This is a genomic window from Streptomyces sp. NBC_01013, from assembly GCF_045162765.1.
Lineage (GTDB): Bacteria > Actinomycetota > Actinomycetes > Streptomycetales > Streptomycetaceae > Streptomyces.
In genome coordinates, this window is the sequence record NZ_CP108687.1 from 7,148,073 (window position 1) to 7,166,734 (window position 18,662).

Genomic DNA, 18,662 nt, shown 5'->3' on the forward strand with positions numbered 1-18,662 from the left:
AGGAGCTGACATGGCCGAGGCCTACATCGTCGAAGCGGTACGCACGCCGGTCGGCCGGCGCCGGGGCGGGCTGTCCGCCGCCCACCCCGCCGACCTCGGGGCTCACGTCATCAAGGCGCTGGTCGAACGCAGCGGGATCGACCCGGCAGCGGTGGAGGACGTCGTCTTCGGCTGTCTGGACACCGTCGGTCCGCAGGCCGGGGACATCGCCCGTACCGCCTGGCTGGCCGCGGGCCTTCCCGAGGAGGTGCCCGGCACCACGGTGGACCGCCAGTGCGGCTCTTCCCAGCAGGCCGTGCACTTCGCCGCCCAGGGCGTCATGTCCGGCACCCAGGACCTGGTCGTCGCGGGCGGCACCCAGAACATGTCGATGATCCCCATCGCTTACGCCAGCCGTCAGGCCGCCGAGCCCCTGGGGCTGGCCGACGGCCCGTACGCGGGCTCCCGGGGCTGGCGCGCCCGCTACGGCGACGCGCCCGTCAACCAGTTCCACGGCGCCGAACTCATCGCGGAGAAGTGGGGCATCACCCGCGAGGACATGGAGCACTTCGCACTCCGTTCCCACCGGCGGGCTCTGCGCGCCATCGACGAGGGCAGGTTCGCCCGGGAGACCGTCGCGTACGGCGAGGTGACGGTGGACGAGGGCCCGCGCCGCGACACCTCACTGGAGAAGATGGCCGGCCTCAAGCCGGTCGTCGAAGGCGGCCGGCTGACCGCCGGTGTCTCCTCGCAGGTGTCCGACGGCGCCTCGGCGCTCCTCGTCGCCTCCGAACGGGCGGTCGCCGCACACGGCCTGACACCCCGTGCGCGCATCCATCACCTGTCCGTGCGCGGTGAGGACCCGATCCGGATGCTGTCCGCGCCCATTCCGGCGACGGCGTACGCGTTGAAGAAGGCCGGGATGTCCATCGGTGACATGGACCTCGTCGAGATCAACGAGGCGTTCGCCCCGGTCGTCCTCGCCTGGCTGAAGGAGACCGGCGCGGACCCGGACAGGGTCAACGTCAACGGCGGTGCCATCGCGCTGGGCCACCCGCTCGGCGCCACCGGTGCCAAGCTGATGACGACCCTGCTGCACGAACTGGAGCGCACCGGCGGCCGCTACGGCCTGCAGACCATGTGCGAGGGGGGCGGTCAGGCCAACGTCACCATCATCGAGCGCCTCTGACCGCGTCATACGGGACCGGACCCCGGAGGCCCGCCCCGTGGCGGGCCGCCGGCGTGCGGTTTCGGAAGAGGGTTCCCTCCGGCAGGACATCTGGTGTCTTGGTGTTGCCTCCGCGCGGCCCAAGGAGCGTGCTCCTACGTGCGAGCGAAGATCCAGGCTCCCGGCCACGCCACCGTCGACGAGTGGCTCGCGACGGGCCACGTCATGCGGCTCCTGCCCGAGCCCGTTGGCCGCCCCGGCGCCGCACCTGCCGCGGCGGTGAGGGACGGCAGGTGCGCTGTCGGCCGGCCGTCAGGGCCGATTCGGGGCCGTGCGCCCGGACGCCTTGACCGTCCAGGTCAGGCGCTCGGTGGCCTCGGCGCGGACCTGGGGGTCGCGGATCGACGTGGTCCGGTCCGCGGACTCCACCGTGACGGTGTGCGTCCTGCCGTCCGCGCGAACGCCCAGCGCGGCGGGGACGACAGCGGTCAGGCCCTGAGCCCGCCCCACCCGGACGCCGTCGACGTACCAACGCAGCTCCGGCGCGGCGAGGCCGCTCAGCTCTGCCCGGGAGACCTTGATGTGCCTGGTCCTGAGAATCGCGCCGCGCGTGCCGACCTCGCTGCTCAGCGCGTTGGCCTCGCGGTAGAAGCCGGCGATCATGGCCTCGCGTCCGGGGAGGTTGAAGTCGCTGGTGTTCAGGGCCCGCATGAGGGAGTTGGCGGTCGGACGGTAGATCCCGAACGGGTAGTAGCTGCTGCCCTCGTACGTGCCGACCGTGCCGCCGGTCGGGTCGGTTTCGCCGAGCCAGCGGTACCACTTCGTCCGGTCGGCGGCCATCCGGTCCGCGGTGAAGGTGCTGGAGTTGATGTCGGGGAGCTCACCGCCCGGCCAGGTGCCGTAGCTGTCGTACGTGTACTCGTCGGCCAGGAGGCCCACGGAGTGGGCGATCTCGTGGGCGGCGATCATGCTCGACTGCGCGTTGTCCGAGGAGAGGGTCGAGACGCCGTCGAACGGGTAGCCCTCCGCCTCCAGGCCCGAGTAACCGGCGCCGCCGTACTTGGTGGAGTTGGAGACGACGATGACCAGGTCGGCTTCGGGGGCCCTGTCGGCGTAGGAGGCGACCTTGTCGATGTCGGCGCAGATCAGGCGCTCGGTGTCCGAGCACCAGAAGTAGCTGCCGAGGGCGGTGTCCTTGGTGACGTCGGCGGTGGGGTCACCGCTGATGCCGGATTCGGCGGACACCGCGTCGACGGTCCACACGTTCATCAGGCCCTGATAGCTCGCATAGGGCTCGATGCGGGTGATGGCCGCCCACTTCGCCGCAGCCGCGGTGTGGAAGGCGTCCTGCTGGCCGGCGGTGTAGCCGTCGCCGACGATGACCACGTCCAGCCGGTCGGCCGAGGAGCCCGTCACCGACAGCTGCCCGACCTCTCCGTCTGTCGTCCCCGCAGCGGGTGCCATGCTCCGGGCAGCCGAACGGCCAGGAACAGTCGGTGTGTTGACCGGAACCTCGGTCCGCCGCCCCTCGCTGCCGGGCTCGGGGAAGTACTCGACGGAGACGCGCGGCTTCTGGGTGGGCTCCGTGTCCACGGCGGCCGCGGGAGCGGCCAGCGCCGCGCCTATGATCCCCGTGAGCGCGACGCCCACGGATATGACAGCAGATCTGGTCGTGCGCATGTCGATCCTCACTCTGGTGTCCGGCTGGAGGAGAAGACGGAGCAATGGGTGATGACTACGTGCCTGGCTCCTCGGTTAATTGCCGAGTTCAGTACGTTTGAGTTGCCGGTTAACTTAAGCTGCGCCGGGGATGCGCACAACGGGTGCGAGGGCCATGGTGATGTTGCTTTTGAGTAACTGAGCCCGTCGTCTGCGGAAGAATCCGGGCATCAGGACGGGAAGAGGGGGCTTGTCATGGCGGGAACCAGCAAGGCGACGACGGACGGCAACAGGACTCCCGACCTTTCGGAACAGGCGCAGGCGCAGGACGCACCGGCCGCGATCGGCCGCCGGGTGAAGCGCCTGCGCAAGGAACGCGAGCTGACCCAGCGACAGCTCGCCGAGCCCGCGTACACCGCCGCCTACGTCTCCACCCTGGAAGCCGGCAAGGTGCGGCCCTCCGAGGCCGCCCTCCGGTACATCGCCGAGCGGCTCGGAGTCGCCCATGAGGAGCTCGCCACGGGCAAGCCCACCCACATCGCCGCAGCCCTGCGGATGGAACTGGCCGACGCCCAGCGGATACTGGCCATCGAGGACGCTGCCGACGCCAGGGCCGCCTACGAGCGGATCCGCGGCCGCGCCGAGGAGTACGCGCTCACCCAGGAACGGGCGGCAGCGCTCGTAGGCCTCGGTGAATGCGCGCTGGAGACGGGCGAACTGAGCGAGGCCCTGGCCCGGTTCGAGGCAGCCGAACGCGCACTCGCCGACGAGCCGCTCCCCGCCCGGGCGAGGGCGGTCCGGGGGAGGTCGGTCGCCCACTACCTGGCCGGTGAACTGCGCTACGCGTGCTACCTGCTGGAAAGCGCCATCGATGAACTGAACACCTCCGGACTGCACGACCCCGGCGCGCTGCTCCAGCTCTACACGGCCTCGATCGCCCCGTACATGGACATGGGTGCCCACGCCCGCGCCGCGCAGGCCGCCGAACTCGCCCTCGCCCTGGTTCCGCAGGTGTCCGATCCCGCCCTGGTCGCCACCATGCACCGGACCGTCGCCCGCACCCTGCTCGCCGAAGGAAGGGTCGACGCCGCACAGGCATCGCTGGCGCGGGCCACCGAGCTCTACCAGCAGCTCCAGATCCGTACCGAACTCGCTCACTGCCACTGGATGCGAGGTTATGTCTGCGCCCAGCACGACGACCTCGCGCAGGCGGAGAAGGAGCTGCGCACCGCGCACTCGATGCTCGTGTCCAGGCGGGCGGCCCTGTACGTCTCACAGGTGGAGGTCGAGCTCGCCGACGTCCTGCGCAGGAGCGGGAAGTCGACGGAGGCCGCGGAACTGCTGGAGAGCCTGCTGGCCGGACTCAAGCCGGGCCGCGGCGCGTTGCACGCCGGTGGCGCCCACCGGCTTCTCGGACTGATCGCGGAGGAAGCGGGTGACGCCGAGGCGGCCGAGCTGCACTACGCCACCGCGCTCTCCCTGCTCGAACAGACGGGGGCCGCCGGAGACCTCGCCGACATCTGCCGGCTGCTCGGAGACCTGCTGCGCAGCGAGGGCCGGACGGAAGCCGCACTGAACGCCTACCGCACCGGGCTCGGGCACCGCGCCGAACCGGGGACCACCACGCTCGGCCCCGCTCCCGCCCGGCCGCCCTTCGCGCCTTGGGCCTGATGCGGGCCTGCGGGTCGCCGGCGCTGTGAGGTGGCGTCCGGGCGCCCCGAGGAACGAACGTTCTCCATGCGAGGAGGCAGCAATGTCACAGGATCGCCCGCCCTGCCCGCCCTGCCCGCCGTTCACGCGGGAGACGGCCCTGCAGAAGGTCCAGACCGCCGAGGACGCATGGAACGCCCGCGACCCCCAACGGGTGGCGCGGGCCTACACGCCGGACTCGGTCTGGCGGAACCGGGACACGTTCGTCACCGGGCGCGAGGAGATCGTCGACTTCCTGACGCGGAAGTGGGAGCGCGAACTGGACTACGCGCTGCGCAAGAGCCTCCGGTCGTTCCGCGAGAACCGCATCGCCGTCCGCTTCCCGTACGAGTGGCACGATGCGGAAGGCCGGTGGTGGCGCAGTTACGGCAACGAGCTGTGGGAGTCCGACCAGCACGGCCTCATGCGGCGCCGCGAGGCAAGCACCAATGACGTGGGCATCGCGGAAGCCGACAGGTGGATCAACGGCCCCCGGCGCGCTGACGAATTCGGGATCGACATCCCGCTCCGGTAGCGCGCCGTCCCGAACGGCCGGATCGTCCGGCGCGCTCGCGTGAGCGGGAAACCGGTGTCCCGGCACGGCGCCGCGGCGGAGGGGGAGCCCGCGGCTCCGGCCGCCCTCCACTCGCGTCACCTAAGCGCCACCTCACCCCCCGGCAGTGACTTCAGCGCCGTCCGGGCCTCGTTCATGATTCGCCCGACCAGCTCCGAGCAGGAGGGCAGATCCTCGATCAGACCCGCTACCTGTCCGGAGGCCATCACCCCGATGTCGGTACGGCCCTCGACCATCGAGGCCCTCAGCAGCATCGGGGTGTTCGCGGCCAGCAGTACCTGGCTCCAGGTCAGTTCCCTGCCGTGCTTCATCGCCAGCCCGTCGCGGACGAGCTGGGGCCAGCTCGCCCCGGACTCCTTCCGGAAGGCCGAGGCGTGCCGCAGCGCCCGCAGAGTCGAGGTGACGCGGCCGGAGTGCTCCAGCGAGTCCACCATGGTGGTCCGCAGCATGCGGTGGGGCAGACCGTCGACCTGTGTGGTGACCGTGACGTCCCTGACGGTGGCGGACAGGTACTTCGCCTTCACCGCGTCGGGGACGGTGCTGTCGGAGGTGAGCAGGAAGCGCGTGCCCATGCCGATCCCGGCCGCCCCGTAGGCGAGCGCCGCGATCAGACCGCGGCCGTCGTGGAAGCCGCCCGCCGCGATCACGGGGATGCCGACGGCGTCCACCACCTGGGGGAGCAGCACGGTCGTGGCCACCTCGCCCGTGTGGCCGCCGCCCTCACCGCCCTGCACCATCACCGCGTCGGCTCCCCAAGCGGCGACCTTCTCCGCGTGACGGCGGGCGCCGACGGAGGGGATGACGACGACCCCGGCGTCCTTGAGCCGGGCGATCAGGTCCTTGGAGGGGGCGAGTGCGAAGGAGGCCACCCGGACCCCCTCGTCGATGATGATCCGGACCCGCTCTCCCGCGTCGCCCGCGTCCGCCCGGAGGTTGACGCCGAACGGTGCGTCCGTACGGGACCTGACCTCTCGGACCGCTGCGCGGAGCTGGTCGACGGTCATCGTCGCGGAGGCCAGGATGCCGAGAGCCCCCGCGTTCGCGGAGGCCGACACCAGCCGGGGACCGGCCACCCAGCCCATTCCGGTCTGCACGATCGGGTACCGCACCCCGGTCAGCTCGGTGAGCGCGGTCGGAAACGGTACGGCCCCGGTCACGCCGGGACCTCGCGCTCGCGGAGCCCCTTGGGGTCGATGACCTCGCGGATCAGCCTGAGCTCGGCCTCCGTGGGCTGCCGGGTGAACGGCACCTCGTCGGGGACCGTGAGGGCGAACCCGGTGGCCTCGGTGACGTGTTCGAGGCTGACCCCGGGGTGCAGGGAACGCAGCCGCATCGTGCGGTCGGGAGTCTCGAAGTCGAAGACGCCCAGATTGCTGATGACTTCGGGGACGCGGTGGTAGCGGGTCGCGGAGGGGCCGGCCGCCGCCGCGCGGTCGTAGCCGACCCCGCTGACCATGTCGACGTGCTCGACGAACACCCGTGCCGAGTGCTTCGGGACCCAGTAACTCGTCGGGTTGTTGAGGGTGTTGACGGGGGCGCCGCGCACCCCGAGCAGCTGGCGGGTGGGCCGGGCCCAGTCACCGATGCAGGAGATGTTCTGATTGCCGTGCCGGTCGATCTGACTGGCGCCCATCATCACGTGCCGGCGGCCGGTGGCGGTGAGCGTCAGGTGCTGGCGGAACGGCAGCCAGCCCTCGATGCTCCCGGGCTCCCCTCCCAGCGCCGGCGTGTCCCCCATCAGCATCGCCTCCCCGTCCGTGAGCAGCAGGCCGGGGGAGAAGGTGAGCCTCGCCAGGCGTGCTCCGACGGCAGGGACGGTGCCCATCGGGCTGGCGAGGATCTCGCCCGCGCCCCGCCAGGCCTCGGCGCACGCCAGCACGCAGTACTCGGCGCGGCTCGCCGTCCGGACGCCGTGGGTCCCGGTGCCGCTCATGCTTCCTCCTGGTGGAACGCGGTGACGGCGGTCTGGTAAGCGGCCTCGTCCCCGGTCAGGAACCGTTCGACGAAGGCGGGCCACGCCTCGGGGTCGCGGGCGGCCAGGACGTAGGCCCGCTGGAAGGCCTCGTCCCGGTCGTGGTCGGGCACGCAGGAGGTGAAGTGCGCGCCATTGGGCGTCTCGACGACGCCGTCCACGAACATCCGCTTGATCAGCAGCGTCTGCGGCCCGTACTCCTTGAGCAGGTCCGCCGTTTCCACGATCCGCTCGCAGGAGACGAAGCCCTGGTCGGCGGCCTCGCAGAACAGGTCGTCGAAGTACGGGTCGGGGCCCAGGTACTGGCCGTTGCCCTGCACGTCGCAGCGGTTGAGGTGGATCAGGGCCGCGTCCAGGCGCAGCGCCGGAGCCGCGACCAGCTCCTCCCCGTCCTCGTACGGTGACGTGACCGTACGCAGGGCGGGATTGACCTCCATCAGGTCCGATCCGAGACCGGCACGCACCGGCATGAACGGCAGTCGCTGTGCGCCCGCTGTCAGGCCCCACATCATTATCGCCTCGTCCATCTCGACCATCTCGAAGGCGCCGCGCTGCCGGGCCGCCGTGAAGTGCGGCTCCAGCGGTATCGAGTCGAGCGTTCCGAAGGCCGCGACCAGCTTGCGGATCTTCCCCGCCGCCGCGAGCAGACCCACGTCGGGGCCGCCGTACGACACCACGGTCAGGTCGGTGATCCCGGAGCGCAGCAGCGCCCGCACCAGGGCCATCGGCTTGCGGCGCGAACCCCAGCCGCCGATGCCGATCGTCATACCGCTCTCCAGACGGCCGACGACGTCCTCGGCCGTCATCGTCTTGTCCTGTGTCACGTCTGCTGCTCCTCGTCCGTGCCGAAGGTGGCGCGCACACGGTCGGCGACGCCGCTGAGGTTGGCCTCGAAGGTGAACCCCTGCTCGAAGCGGTAACTGCGGCGTACGTCGACGGGGTCGATGCCGTTGATCGCGGCCTTGGCCAGCCGGATGAGGTAGCCGTCCTTCGCGGCGATCTCTGTGGCCAGCTCCAGGGCCGCCCCGGTCAGCCGCTCCCGCGGCACCACGCTGAACACCGAGCCGTGCCGGTGCAGTTCCTGCGCCGTCACAGTGCGCGAGGTGTAGTACAGGGTCCGCATCAGGTGCTGCGGCACCAGTCGGGCCAGGTGCGTGGCCGCGCCGAGGGCGCCGCGGTCCAGCTCCGGCAGGCCGAAGGACGCGTCGTCGGCCGCCACGATCACGTCCGCGTTGCCCACCAGGCCGATGCCCCCGCCCAGGCAGAAGCCGTGCACGGCGGCGACCACCGGGACCTCGCACTCGTAGACGGCGGCGAACGCCTCGAAACAGCCCCGGTTGGCGCCGATCAGCGCCTCGGGTCCGTCGGCGCGCTGCATCTCCTTGATGTCCACGCCCGCGTTGAAGCCACGCCCCTCCGCGGTGAGGACCACGCAGCGGATGCCCGGACCGGCTCCGGCGGTGCGTACCGCAGCTGCCAGCTCGTACCAGCCCTGTACGGGAAGGGCGTTGACCGGAGGGAAGTCCACGGTGACGACGGCGACGCCCTCGCGTGGGACGGAGGTGGAGACACCCATGAGCAGATCAGCTACCTTTCCACCAAACGTTTGTTAGGTCCAAAACGTAGCAGCGATACGAACGCCGCGGCAGAGGGCCGTACCACTGACCGGTACCGGCGCCCTGGTCCTGCCGGTCCGTCGCCCGTCGAAAGGACACTCGTCATGACCTCACCGACCGCCCTGTGTGCCGGACGCGTCGCCGTCGTCACCGGCGCCGGCCGCGGCCTCGGCCGTGCTCACGCCCTGGCCCTCGCCGCCGAGGGCGCGAAGCTCGTCGTCAACGACCTGGGCGTGGGCCTCGACGGCTCCGGCTCGGGCACCGGACCCGCCCAACAGGTCGTGAAGGAGATCCGGGCGGCCGGGGGCGAGGCGGTCGCCCACAACGGCGACATCGCCACCTCCGAGGGCGCGGCCTCTCTCGTCGCCGCCGCGCTCGACTCCTTCGGCCGGCTCGACACGCTCGTCAACAACGCCGGATTCCTCCGCGACCGGATGCTGGTCAACCTGGAAGAGGACGACTGGGACGCGGTCATGCGCGTCCACCTCAAGGGGCACTTCCTGCCGCTCAGGTACGCGGCGGCGCACTGGCGCGCCGAGGCGAAGGCCGGCCGGACACCCGAGGCCCGGGTCGTCAACACCAGTTCCGGGGCAGGGCTGCTGGGCAGTGTCGGCCAGGGTAACTACGCGGCCGCCAAGGCGGGCATCGTCGGGCTGACCTTGGTGGCCGCCGCCGAGATGGGCCGTTACGGGATCCAGGTCAACGCGATCGCCCCGGCCGCCCGGACCCGGATGACGGAGTCGGCGTTCGCCGAGACGATGGCCGCCCCCGGGGCAGGGGCCTTCGACGCGATGGCCCCGGAGAACGTCTCGCCGCTCGTCGTCTGGCTGGGTTCCGCCGCGTCCGCCGGGGTGAGCGGCCGGGTCTTCGAGACCGAGGCCGGACGGATCACCGTGATGGAGGGCTGGCGGCCCGGCCCCACCGCTGACAAGGGCGCCCGCTGGACCCCGGCCGAGGCCGGCGAGGCGGTGACCGGTCTGCTGGCCTCGGCCGGGACGCCGCAGCCGGTGTACGGCGCCTCCTGACGGGCCGCGGCACGGAGCTGTGACCGCGCGTCACCAGTGCCTCCGGGCGCAGGCGTTGGTACCGCCCCGCTCGCCCCGCGCCCCGGACCACCGGCAGATACCGTGCCCCTGTCCAGGATGCGATGGGTCCGGGGCGCGCCCCCCCGTCCCGACGGCATGCGGCGCAGCCGTCAGTGTCCGGTTCGCCGCCCCCTCGGCCGTGAGGGAACGCTGCTCGCGCGCGGCACGGAGCGGAAGGCCCCGTGGGGGGGCGCCCGGCATACGTGCGGGACGTCCCGCATGTGGGCGCCCCGGCGAGTCGGCGCCCTGTCAGGTACCCCCCGGCCCGGGTTGTCCAGCCGTCCGGCCGATCGGGTCGGAACGGCGGCGGCTACCGCTTGGCGGCCACGAAGCCCCACTGGTCCACCGGATCGCCGGCGACGGGCTCTTCGGGACGCCACAGGCTGATCGAGCCGAAGCCCGGCTCCACCAGTTCGAGGCCGTCGGCGAAGGTCGCCATGATCTCCTTGGGACGCGAGATGTACGGCATGGCACCGCCACTGGCGTACTCGTCGGACCCGGCCTGCGTCTCCGGAGTCTCGATGGTGTCGCACAGCATCAGGTAACTGCCGGCGGGCAGCGCGTCCAGGTAGCTGTGGAGCAGCGCCGCGGCCTCGTCCGAGTCCGCGACGTGTCCCAGTGTCGAGAGCACCATCACAGCGACCGGCCGGTCGAGGTCCAGCGTCCGGGCGGCCTCGCGCAACACGGTCTTGGCGTCCCTCAGGTCCGCGTGCACGTAGTCCGTCGCGCCTTCCGGCCGGCTGGTGAGCAGGGCGCGAGCGTGAGCCAGGACGATCGGGTCATTGTCCACGTACACGATGCGCGCCGTCGGCTCGACTTCCTGGGCGACCTCGTGCGTGGCGTTCGCCGTCGGCAGGCCGGTGCCGAGATCCAGGAACTGCCGTACCCCTGCCTCACCGGCCAGATAGCGGACCGCCCGCGCCTGGAATGCCCGGGAGGCGCGCGCTATCTCGATGATCTGCGGGTACAGCTCCTCCATCGTCGCCCCGAGCCGGCGGTCCACCTCGTAGTTGTCCTTGCCGCCCAGCCAGTAGTTCCACACCCGCGCCGAATGCGGCGTGCCCGTGTCGATCCCGTCCACCGGCGTCCGGATGTCCCGCTTGTCAGTCATCGGCCCTCTTCATGTCTCACATCGGTTGCGCGGACGACCCCCGTACCGCACGGGCCCATGCTTCCTCACCAGCATCGTCCGCACCAGCCCGGCAGGGAGGCAACTCCCTTACGGGGCGCGGAGGCAGAGCGGGGTGCAGTGGCCCGCCGGCCGGATACCGCCGGATTCTCCCCGGGGGACGCCATGGCTCCCCTGGTCCCGGTGCCGGTCCGTGAATCCGCAGGGAGCGACGCCGTATAACGTGGAGAAATGCTCACAGAAGTCACTGCGACCCGCTACGTCACCCCCCTGCGGGAGGGCGGATCGCTGCCGGGGATCGTCGAGGCCGACGACCTCGGCACGTACGTCATGAAATTCACCGGAGCCGGACAGGGCCGCAAGACCCTCGTCGCGGAGGTGATCTGCGGACAGCTCGGGCGGCGGCTCGGGCTGCGTGTCCCCGATCTCGTACAGATTCAGCTGGACCCGGTGATCGGGCTCGCCGAGCCCGACCAGGAGGTGCAGGAGCTGCTCAAGGCCAGCGGTGGTCTCAACCTCGGGATGGACTTCCTGCCGGGCTCCCTCGGGTTCGATTCGCTGGCCTATCAGGTGGACGCGCGCGAGGCCGGGCGCGTCGTCTGGTTCGACGCGCTGATCAACAACGTCGACCGCTCCTGGCGCAATCCCAACATGCTGATCTGGCACGGGGACCTGTGGCTCATCGATCACGGTGCCACCATGATCTGGCACCACAACTGGCCGGGCGCCCAGGCGTCCGCCGCCAAGCCGTACAACGCGTCCGACCACGCGCTGGCACCGTTCGGACCCGACATCGCGGCGGCCGCCGCCGAGCTCGCCCCGCTGGTCACGAGGGAACTGCTCACCGAGGTCGCGGCCGACGTCCCCGACGAGTGGCTGGTGGACGAGCCGGGCTTCGATTCGACGGACGAACTGCGCCGCGCCTATGTGGAGGCGCTGCTGCCGCGCGCCGCCACCATTCACGAGCGGATCACCCTGGACGCGCCGACCGCGTCCAAGCCCTCCCAGGCCCCGGGCTGGCTCTCCGAGCGCCTCGCCCCGCGCCATGACAACGAGAACAGCGACAAGGGCGGCCGGCCGTGAGTAAGCGCGATGTATTCGAGTACGCCCTCCTGCGCGTGGTGCCGCGGGTCCAGCGCGGCGAGTTCTTCAACGCCGGGGTAGTGGTCTACTGCCGCGCCAAGGGGTTCGTCGCCGCCCGCACCGACCTCGACGAAGGCAAGCTCCGGGCTCTGGACCCCGGCGCCGACGTGACCGGGGTGCGGGCCGCGCTGCATGCCGTCGAGGGCGTCTGCCGCGGTGGTACGGACGCGGGCCAGGCGGCCGGCGACGATGCGGGGCGGCGCTTCCGCTGGCTGATCGCGCCGCGCTCGACCGTCATCCAGCCGAGCCCGGTACACAGCGGCCTCACCACCGACCCCGCCGCCGAGGTCGAACGGCTGCTCGACCTGCTGGTGCGCTGATCGCACCGCCTTCGGTGCCGTCCCCGCACTGTGCGGAGGCGGCGCCGTCCGGTGTGACATGCGCCGCTGCGTCCGTGGGCCGTTGACACCGGGTGCCAGGGCTTCTAGCGTCTCGTCTGCTGAAGGTACTAAGCGGTTGCTCAGTTATCGGGAACGTCTCGCGGGATGTCTCGCGGGAATGTGCCTGACGTCCGCTGAGCCGCGATCCAAGGGCGAGGAGAGCCAAGCATGTCCACCACCGAGCAGCGCGTAGCCATCGTGACGGGAGCCGCACGGGGCATCGGTGCCGCCACCGCGGTACGCCTGGCGGCCGAAGGCCGCGCCGTCGCCGTACTCGACCTCGACGAGGCGGCCTGCAAGGACACCGTCGAGAAGATCACCACCGCCGGCGGCCGGGCCCTCGCCGTCGGGTGCGACGTGTCGGACAGCGCCCAGGTCGAGGCCGCCGTCGCGCGGGTCGCCGCCGAGCTCGGTGCCCCGACGATCCTCGTCAACAACGCGGGCGTGCTCCGCGACAACCTGCTCTTCAAGATGAGCGAGTCCGACTGGGACATCGTGATGAACGTGCACCTCAAGGGCGCGTTCCTGATGGCCAAGGCTGTCCAGAAGCACATGGTGGACGCCAAGTTCGGCCGGATCGTCTCGCTGTCCTCCTCCTCGGCGCTCGGCAACCGCGGCCAGGCCAACTACGCCGCGGTCAAGGCGGGCCTGCAGGGCTTCACCAAGACCCTCGCCAAGGAGCTCGGCAAGTTCGGCATCACCGCCAACGCCGTGGCGCCGGGCTTCATCGTCACCGAGATGACCGCGCAGACCGCGGAGCGCGTCGGCATGGGCTTCGAGGAGTTCCAGGCCGCCGCCGCCACCCAGATCCCGGTGCAGCGCGTCGGCTTCCCCGAGGACATCGCCAACGCCATCGCCTTCTTCTCGGGCGACGACGCGGGCTTCGTCTCCGGCCAGGTCATGTACGTCGCCGGCGGACCGCTCAACTGACGCGAAGGGCTACGGACATCATGACTGTGCAGGACAGTGGCAAGGTCGCGCTGATCACCGGTGCGAGCAGGGGCATCGGATACGGCATCGCCGAGGCGCTCGTCGCCCGCGGCGACCGGGTGTGCATCACCGGACGCGGTGAGGACGCCCTGAAGGAGGCCGTCGAGGCGCTCGGTTCCGACCGGGTCATCGCCGTCGCCGGCAAGGCGCACGACGAGGCGCACCAGGCGGCGGCCGTCGAGCGCACGATGGAGGCGTTCGGCCGGGTCGACTTCCTGGTCAACAACGCCGGTACGAATCCGGTCTTCGGGCCGATTGCCGAGCTCGACCTCAACGTGGCCCGCAAGGTCTTCGAGACGAACGTGATCTCGGCGCTCGGCTTCGCCCAGCAGACCTGGAAGGCCTGGCAGAAGGAGAACGGCGGGGCGATCGTCAACATCGCCTCCGTCGCCGGAGTCTCCGCCTCGCCCTTCATCGGCGCGTACGGCATGAGCAAGGCGGCCATGGTCAATCTGACCCTGCAGCTCGCGCACGAGTTCGCGCCGGTCGTCCGGGTCAATTCGATCGCACCCGCGGTCGTGAAGACAAGGTTCGCGCAGGCACTTTACGAGGGCCGTGAGGCGGAGGCGGCCGCAGCCTACCCGCTCGGCCGGCTCGGTGTCCCGGCGGACATCGGCGGGGCCGCGGCCTTCCTCACGTCGAGCCAGTCCGACTGGATCACCGGACAGACCCTCGTCGTCGACGGCGGAATTTTCCTGAATGCCGGCGTGGGCTGAGAACGGCCTGGCACGGTTTGGCCCTGATTGACTCAAGTGCCCCGTCGGGTCACCGGATTGACCCGGCGGGGCGCTGCGGTATGGTCTGCCGACCCATGGCTGATCGAGGAGCGTGCACGTGTTCTACCGGGCCGGTCTGCAGGCTGCTGCAGCCCTTGCTTCCCTGTCTTTGCTGGCCGGCTGCGCTCTGCTGCCCGGCGGTGGTTCGGACGTGGAACAGAAGCTGGCGGTCGGGACCACCAGCTCCCCGTCCACCCTTGATCCTGCCGCGGCATGGGACGGCTCCTGGGAGCTGATGCGCAACGTGTTCCAGACCCTGGTGAGTTTTCCCACCGGCAGTACGAGCCCGGAGCCGGACGCCGCGGACAACTGCCGGTTCACGGACACCACCAGCACCGCCTACCGCTGCGAACTCCGCAAGGGCCTGAAGTTCTCCAACGGGGACAAGCTCGACGCCGAGGCCGTGAAGTACTCCATCGACCGGATCAGGACCATCGCGGTCAAGGGCGGCCCGGTCGGCATGCTCGGCTCGCTCGACCGGGTGGAGACCAAGGGCGACGACGTCGTCATCTTCCATCTGACCAAGCCCGACGCCACCTTCCCGTTCGTGCTGGCCACTCCGGCCATGTCGCTGGTCGCACCCAGCGCGTACTCGGAGCACAAGATCCGCGACGACGGCAAGGTGACGGGCTCCGGTCCCTACCTGCTGGACGCGTACAAGCCGGGAGACCGCTCGGAGCTGGTGAAGAACCCCGACTACAAGGGCTTCGCCGACCGCAAGAACGACGCGGTGACCATCCGGTACTTCAAGGAGTCCGCCGCGCTGGTCCCGGCCCTCAAGCAGGGCGAGATCGACGCCACCTACCGCGGGCTGTCCGCCGAGGAGGTGGTCGCCCTTGAGGACAACAAGGACGAGAACAGCGATCTCCAGCTCGTCGAGACGGTCGGTGCCGACATCCGTTTCCTGGTCTTCAACCCTGAGGACCCGGCGGCCGGCAACCCGGCGGTACGGCGCGCGATAGCCCAGCTCGTGGACCGTGACGCCCTGGTGGCCAAGGTCTACCGGGGAACGGCGGAGCCGCTCTACTCGATGGTCCCCAAGGGCATCGCGGCACACACGACCAGCTTCTTCGACACGTTCGGTGACCCGAGCAAGAAGAAGGCGAAGAAGATCCTCACGGACGCGGGCATCACCAAGCCGGTCGCGATGACGTTCTGGTTCACGACCGACCGCTACGGATCGTCGACGGCCCCCGAGTTCGCCGAGCTCAAGCGTCAGCTGGAGTCGTCCGGGCTGTTCAGGATCACCCTGAAGAGCAAGCCCTGGAAGACCTTCCAGGAGGGCTTCACCAAGGGCGAGTACCCCGTCTTCGGCCGAGGGTGGTTCCCGGACTTCCCTGACCCGGACAACTTCATCGCCCCGTTCGTGGGCAAGGACAGCGTCACCGGCATGCCCTACGTGAAGAACGAGATCACCAAGGAGCTGCTGCCCCAGTCCCGCAAGGAGAGCAACCGCGGCGCGGTCAGCAAGCAGTTCGAGCGGGCCCAGGCGATCCTGGTCGACGACGTCCGGCTGCTGCCGCTGTGGCAGGGCAAGCTCTACGTCGCAGCGGGCGAGGACATCGGCGGTGGCGAGCGCGCGCTGGACCCGCAGACGGTCATGCAGATGTGGGAGCTGTACCGCAAGGCCAGCTGGTAGTGGGTCCCGGGGGCCCGGCGGCGGCGCCGCCCGGCCCTCACGGGGGCTCCCCGGAGCCCGCTGTCAGTGGTCCCCGGTAGGTTCTGAGGTCTGGAACCGATTGCTTACCGGAGGTTGTTGACGTGACCGACACCTACCCGCTGCCCGAGTCCTGGCGCGGTGTCCTCGGCGAGGAGCTTGAGAGCCCCTACTTCAGGGAGCTCACCGAATTCGTCGAGAAGGAGCGCGCCGACGGGCCGGTGTATCCGCCCCGGGAGCAGGTGTTCGCGGCCCTGGAAGCGACTCCGTACGACAAGGTGAAGGTCCTGGTCCTCGGCCAGGACCCGTACCACGGTGAGGGTCAGGGGCACGGCCTGTGCTTCTCCGTGCGGCCGGGTGTGAAGACGCCGCCCTCCCTCCGCAACATCTACAAGGAGATGGAGGAGGAGCTCGGCCTGCCGGTTCCGGACAACGGATATCTGATGCCGTGGGCCGAGCAGGGCGTGCTCCTTCTCAACGCCGTGCTGACGGTGCGCGCGGGTGAGGCCAACTCACACAAGGGCAAGGGCTGGGAGAAGGTCACGGACGCCGTGATCCGGGCCGTGGCCGCACGGCCCGACCCGGCGGTTTTCGTCCTCTGGGGAAACTACGCACAGAAGAAGCTGCCCCTCATCGACGAGGAGCGCCACACAGTGGTGAAGGGCGCGCACCCCTCACCCCTCTCGGCGAAGAAGTTCTTCGGCTCCCGCCCGTTCACGCAGATCAACGAGGCGGTCGCGGCCCAGGGGCACCGACCCATCGACTGGCGCATCCCCGACCTGGGCTGAGGGCAGCCCCGAGCCTGAGTGCGAATGTCCGTCACGACGACTAGCGTCGAACCGGCTGTAACCAGCCGGAACCGGCAGAAATGCCGATGGTTCCGAATGGATCAGTCGGAGTGGGGCGAAGTCAGTCGGCCGGGCGTGGTTGGACAGGTGCGAGGGAGACCGCAGTGATGGAGCAGCAGGAGGCGTCGCCGGACGTCGTCATGACCAGAATCGGCCAGGCGATCATGTTGCTCCACGGCGGTGACCGTGAAGAGGCCCGCAACCGCTTCGGCGCCCTCTGGGCGGAAATCGGCGAGAGGGGTGACGCGCTGCACCGGTGCACCCTCGCGCACTACATGGCCGATACCCAGGACGACCCCGGCGACGAGCTGGTGTGGGACCTGCGGGCGCTCTCCGCCGCCCAGGTGCTGACGGATGAGCGTGCGGCACAGCACCGGGACGCGCTCGCGGTGCGCGCCTTCTATCCCTCTCTGCACCTCAACCTCGCGGCGGACTATGTGAAGCTCCGGCGTCCTGCCGCCGCCCGGATCCACCTGGACCGGGCCTGGCAGGCCTCGGCCGTCCTCGCGGACGACGATGCGGATGACGGGTACGGAGGAGGCGTCCGGGCGGCCATCGGCAGGCTGGAGCGGCGGCTGCTGGAGCTCTGACCCCCGGCCCGCGCCGGCGCGTTCGCGGCGCCGTGCGGGCGAGAGTGCGAACCGGTGGCCCGCCAGGGGCGGGCCACCGGTGTCCTCGTGCCGGTCCGCCGCGTCAGCGGCCGTAGGCGTCGTCACAGATCTGCGACTGCCGGCTGTCTGCGGGCCAGTGCCCGTACCCCCGGCCGAGCGCGCAGACGTCCGCCCCCGTGACCGGTGGCGGCAGAGCCGGGGCGGGGGCGGGCGGGGCTGCGCGTCGCTTTGGGGGGCGGGCCGGCCCGGGGCGGTGCTGCTGCGGGGGCCGTGGGCCGTCGTGCCGTGCGACGGGGGGCGCCGGGGCGGCCCGGCGCACAGCTGAAGGTGAGGGCTTCGGGTCCGGCAGCGCCCCCAGGGTGTCGCGTACCGGGGGCACGATCTGCGGGGCCAGGTCCTGTGCCGGCCGGCTGCTCTCCGGGCGGGCCGGTGGGCTCGGCTGCGGCTGTACGGACACACACCCGGACAGGGCTGTGACAGCCACGCCGACCAGGAGTTTCACGGTGGTTCTGGTTCGATGCACCTGATCAACTCTGGGTGCGGAGCGGCCGTCGGGTGGGCGGGGAAGCCCGGATTGGCCCGCACGAGTGACCCGGTCAGCGTGACGCGCCCGGGTGTCGCCGGTCCGCTCCGGGTCGCCGCGCACCGGGCGTCAGTCGCCGCCCAGCATCCCGCGCAGCAGTTCGCCGAAGCCGGTGCGCAGCTCCGCCTCGGTCGGGACGGAGCGGTGGTAGGCGCCCGCCGCGCACGAGAACATCAGCCCCTCGCACCAGGCCACCAGGGACAGGGTGTGCCGTCCCGGCTCCGGAGATCCGGCCGCCGATATCAACGCCTCGAGCGGCTCACGGAACTGCCGGCCCGTCGCGTCGTAGAACGCGCGCAGTTCGGGGCGGCGAGTCGCCTCCAGGGCGAGTTCGTACCGGCAGACGAGCAGATCGGGGTGGCAGGTCAGATAGCGGTGCAGGGCCGCCGCGAGACCTGCGACCAGAGCCTCGGGTGCGGGTGCGGGGGCGGGGGCGGGGGCCTCGGACGGTCCGGAGGGATCGCCCGGTGTGGCCGTTCCGGCTCCCGCGGCCCGGTCCGGTGCCACGCCGGACGCCAGGAGATCTCCCGGTGTGAGCACCGCGGCCTCCCGTTCGGCCAGCCGTCGAACCGTCGCCTCCAGCAGGGACTGCCGGGTGCGGGCGTGATTGGACGTCGACCCCTGGGGGAGTCCCGCGCGCTCGTCCACCGCGCGGTGGGTCAGGCCCCGCATGCCGCGCTCGGCGAGGAGCGCCAGTGCGGCGTCGGTGATGAGGGTGGCCCGGGGGGAGCCGGTGGCAGTACGTGTGGCCATGCGGTCAATCTACCGCTCCCACTACACCTGTAGTACCGTGACCATGTCAC

General features: G+C 70.9%; 19 protein-coding genes. 11 read left to right on the forward strand and 8 right to left on the reverse strand.

The features are described from left to right. The first annotated feature begins 10 nt into the window (after positions 1-10). Positions 11-1,168 carry an acetyl-CoA C-acetyltransferase gene (locus OG538_RS31190; protein ID WP_406098774.1) on the forward strand — a complete coding sequence of 386 codons (1,158 nt, stop codon included), beginning with the start codon at positions 11-13 and terminating at the stop codon, positions 1,166-1,168. 291 nt (positions 1,169-1,459) lie between these two features. On the opposite strand, the gene OG538_RS31195 is transcribed toward OG538_RS31190, so the two are convergent. Continuing rightward, positions 1,460-2,827 (reverse strand): M64 family metallopeptidase, encoded by a 1,368-nt coding sequence (locus OG538_RS31195; protein WP_406098775.1) that lies wholly within the window; start codon positions 2,825-2,827, stop codon positions 1,460-1,462. Between the two features lie 234 nt (positions 2,828-3,061). Here OG538_RS31195 and OG538_RS31200 point away from each other — a divergent pair, with 234 nt between their 5' ends. Beyond that, complete coding sequence (locus OG538_RS31200) at positions 3,062-4,477, forward strand: helix-turn-helix domain-containing protein (protein ID WP_406098776.1); 1,416 nt, start codon at positions 3,062-3,064, stop codon at positions 4,475-4,477. Between the two features lie 82 nt (positions 4,478-4,559). After that, on the forward strand, positions 4,560-5,030 hold the full coding sequence (locus OG538_RS31205; RefSeq protein ID WP_406098777.1) for a nuclear transport factor 2 family protein: 471 nt from the start codon (positions 4,560-4,562) through the stop codon (positions 5,028-5,030). Between the two features lie 116 nt (positions 5,031-5,146). On the opposite strand, the gene OG538_RS31210 is transcribed toward OG538_RS31205, so the two are convergent. From OG538_RS31210 to OG538_RS31225, 4 genes are all read right to left on the reverse strand, one after another. Then, positions 5,147-6,151 (reverse strand): NAD(P)H-dependent flavin oxidoreductase, encoded by a 1,005-nt coding sequence (locus OG538_RS31210; RefSeq protein WP_406100378.1) that lies wholly within the window; start codon positions 6,149-6,151, stop codon positions 5,147-5,149. Positions 6,152-6,222: 71 nt separating this feature from the next. After that, the gene (locus OG538_RS31215) at positions 6,223-7,002 is read right to left on the reverse strand and encodes a CoA-transferase subunit beta (RefSeq protein ID WP_406098778.1); all 780 of its coding nucleotides are present in this window, start codon (positions 7,000-7,002) and stop codon (positions 6,223-6,225) included. Next, complete coding sequence (locus OG538_RS31220) at positions 6,999-7,847, reverse strand: CoA transferase subunit A (protein ID WP_406100380.1); 849 nt, start codon at positions 7,845-7,847, stop codon at positions 6,999-7,001. The genes OG538_RS31215 and OG538_RS31220 overlap by 4 nt, the downstream gene beginning before the upstream one ends. Before the next feature lie 14 nt (positions 7,848-7,861). Then, a complete protein-coding gene (locus OG538_RS31225) occupies positions 7,862-8,617 on the reverse strand; it encodes an enoyl-CoA hydratase family protein (RefSeq protein ID WP_406098779.1) in 756 nt (251 codons plus the stop codon). Positions 8,618-8,761: 144 nt separating this feature from the next. On the opposite strand from OG538_RS31225, the gene OG538_RS31230 reads away from it, so the two are divergent. Beyond that, entirely contained in the window at positions 8,762-9,682 is a 921-nt protein-coding gene (locus OG538_RS31230) for an SDR family oxidoreductase (protein WP_406098780.1), read from the forward strand. Positions 9,683-10,052: 370 nt separating this feature from the next. Here OG538_RS31230 and OG538_RS31235 read toward each other — a convergent pair whose 3' ends face one another. Further along, positions 10,053-10,853 (reverse strand): SAM-dependent methyltransferase, encoded by an 801-nt coding sequence (locus tag OG538_RS31235; RefSeq protein ID WP_406098781.1) that lies wholly within the window; start codon positions 10,851-10,853, stop codon positions 10,053-10,055. 249 nt (positions 10,854-11,102) lie between these two features. Here OG538_RS31235 and OG538_RS31240 point away from each other — a divergent pair, with 249 nt between their 5' ends. The 7 genes from OG538_RS31240 to OG538_RS31270 all read left to right on the forward strand — a co-directional run bounded on the left by OG538_RS31240 (position 11,103) and on the right by OG538_RS31270 (position 17,255). Beyond that, positions 11,103-11,954 carry a HipA family kinase gene (locus tag OG538_RS31240; RefSeq protein WP_406098782.1) on the forward strand — a complete coding sequence of 284 codons (852 nt, stop codon included), beginning with the start codon at positions 11,103-11,105 and terminating at the stop codon, positions 11,952-11,954. Continuing rightward, positions 11,951-12,334, forward strand: a complete 384-nt coding sequence (locus tag OG538_RS31245) for a DUF3037 domain-containing protein (protein ID WP_406098783.1) — start codon at positions 11,951-11,953, stop codon at positions 12,332-12,334. The genes OG538_RS31240 and OG538_RS31245 overlap by 4 nt, the downstream gene beginning before the upstream one ends. Before the next feature lie 228 nt (positions 12,335-12,562). After that, positions 12,563-13,324, forward strand: coding sequence for a 3-oxoacyl-ACP reductase FabG (gene fabG / locus OG538_RS31250; protein ID WP_406098784.1), 762 nt, complete (start codon positions 12,563-12,565; stop codon positions 13,322-13,324). 20 nt (positions 13,325-13,344) lie between these two features. After that, on the forward strand, positions 13,345-14,100 hold the full coding sequence (locus OG538_RS31255; protein ID WP_219567928.1) for an SDR family oxidoreductase: 756 nt from the start codon (positions 13,345-13,347) through the stop codon (positions 14,098-14,100). Positions 14,101-14,218: 118 nt separating this feature from the next. Then, positions 14,219-15,799 (forward strand): ABC transporter substrate-binding protein, encoded by a 1,581-nt coding sequence (locus OG538_RS31260; protein WP_406098785.1) that lies wholly within the window; start codon positions 14,219-14,221, stop codon positions 15,797-15,799. A gap of 122 nt (positions 15,800-15,921) precedes the next feature. Further along, entirely contained in the window at positions 15,922-16,605 is a 684-nt protein-coding gene (locus OG538_RS31265; protein WP_406098786.1) for a uracil-DNA glycosylase, read from the forward strand. Between the two features lie 164 nt (positions 16,606-16,769). Continuing rightward, on the forward strand, positions 16,770-17,255 hold the full coding sequence (locus OG538_RS31270) for a hypothetical protein (RefSeq protein ID WP_406098787.1): 486 nt from the start codon (positions 16,770-16,772) through the stop codon (positions 17,253-17,255). A 103-nt stretch (positions 17,256-17,358) separates the two neighbouring features. Here OG538_RS31270 and OG538_RS31275 read toward each other — a convergent pair whose 3' ends face one another. Both OG538_RS31275 and OG538_RS31280 read right to left on the reverse strand, forming a co-directional pair. Beyond that, the gene (locus OG538_RS31275) at positions 17,359-17,799 is read right to left on the reverse strand and encodes a hypothetical protein (protein ID WP_406098788.1); all 441 of its coding nucleotides are present in this window, start codon (positions 17,797-17,799) and stop codon (positions 17,359-17,361) included. Between the two features lie 129 nt (positions 17,800-17,928). Continuing rightward, complete coding sequence (locus OG538_RS31280; protein ID WP_406098789.1) at positions 17,929-18,612, reverse strand: TetR/AcrR family transcriptional regulator; 684 nt, start codon at positions 18,610-18,612, stop codon at positions 17,929-17,931. Positions 18,613-18,662 lie beyond the last annotated feature (50 nt).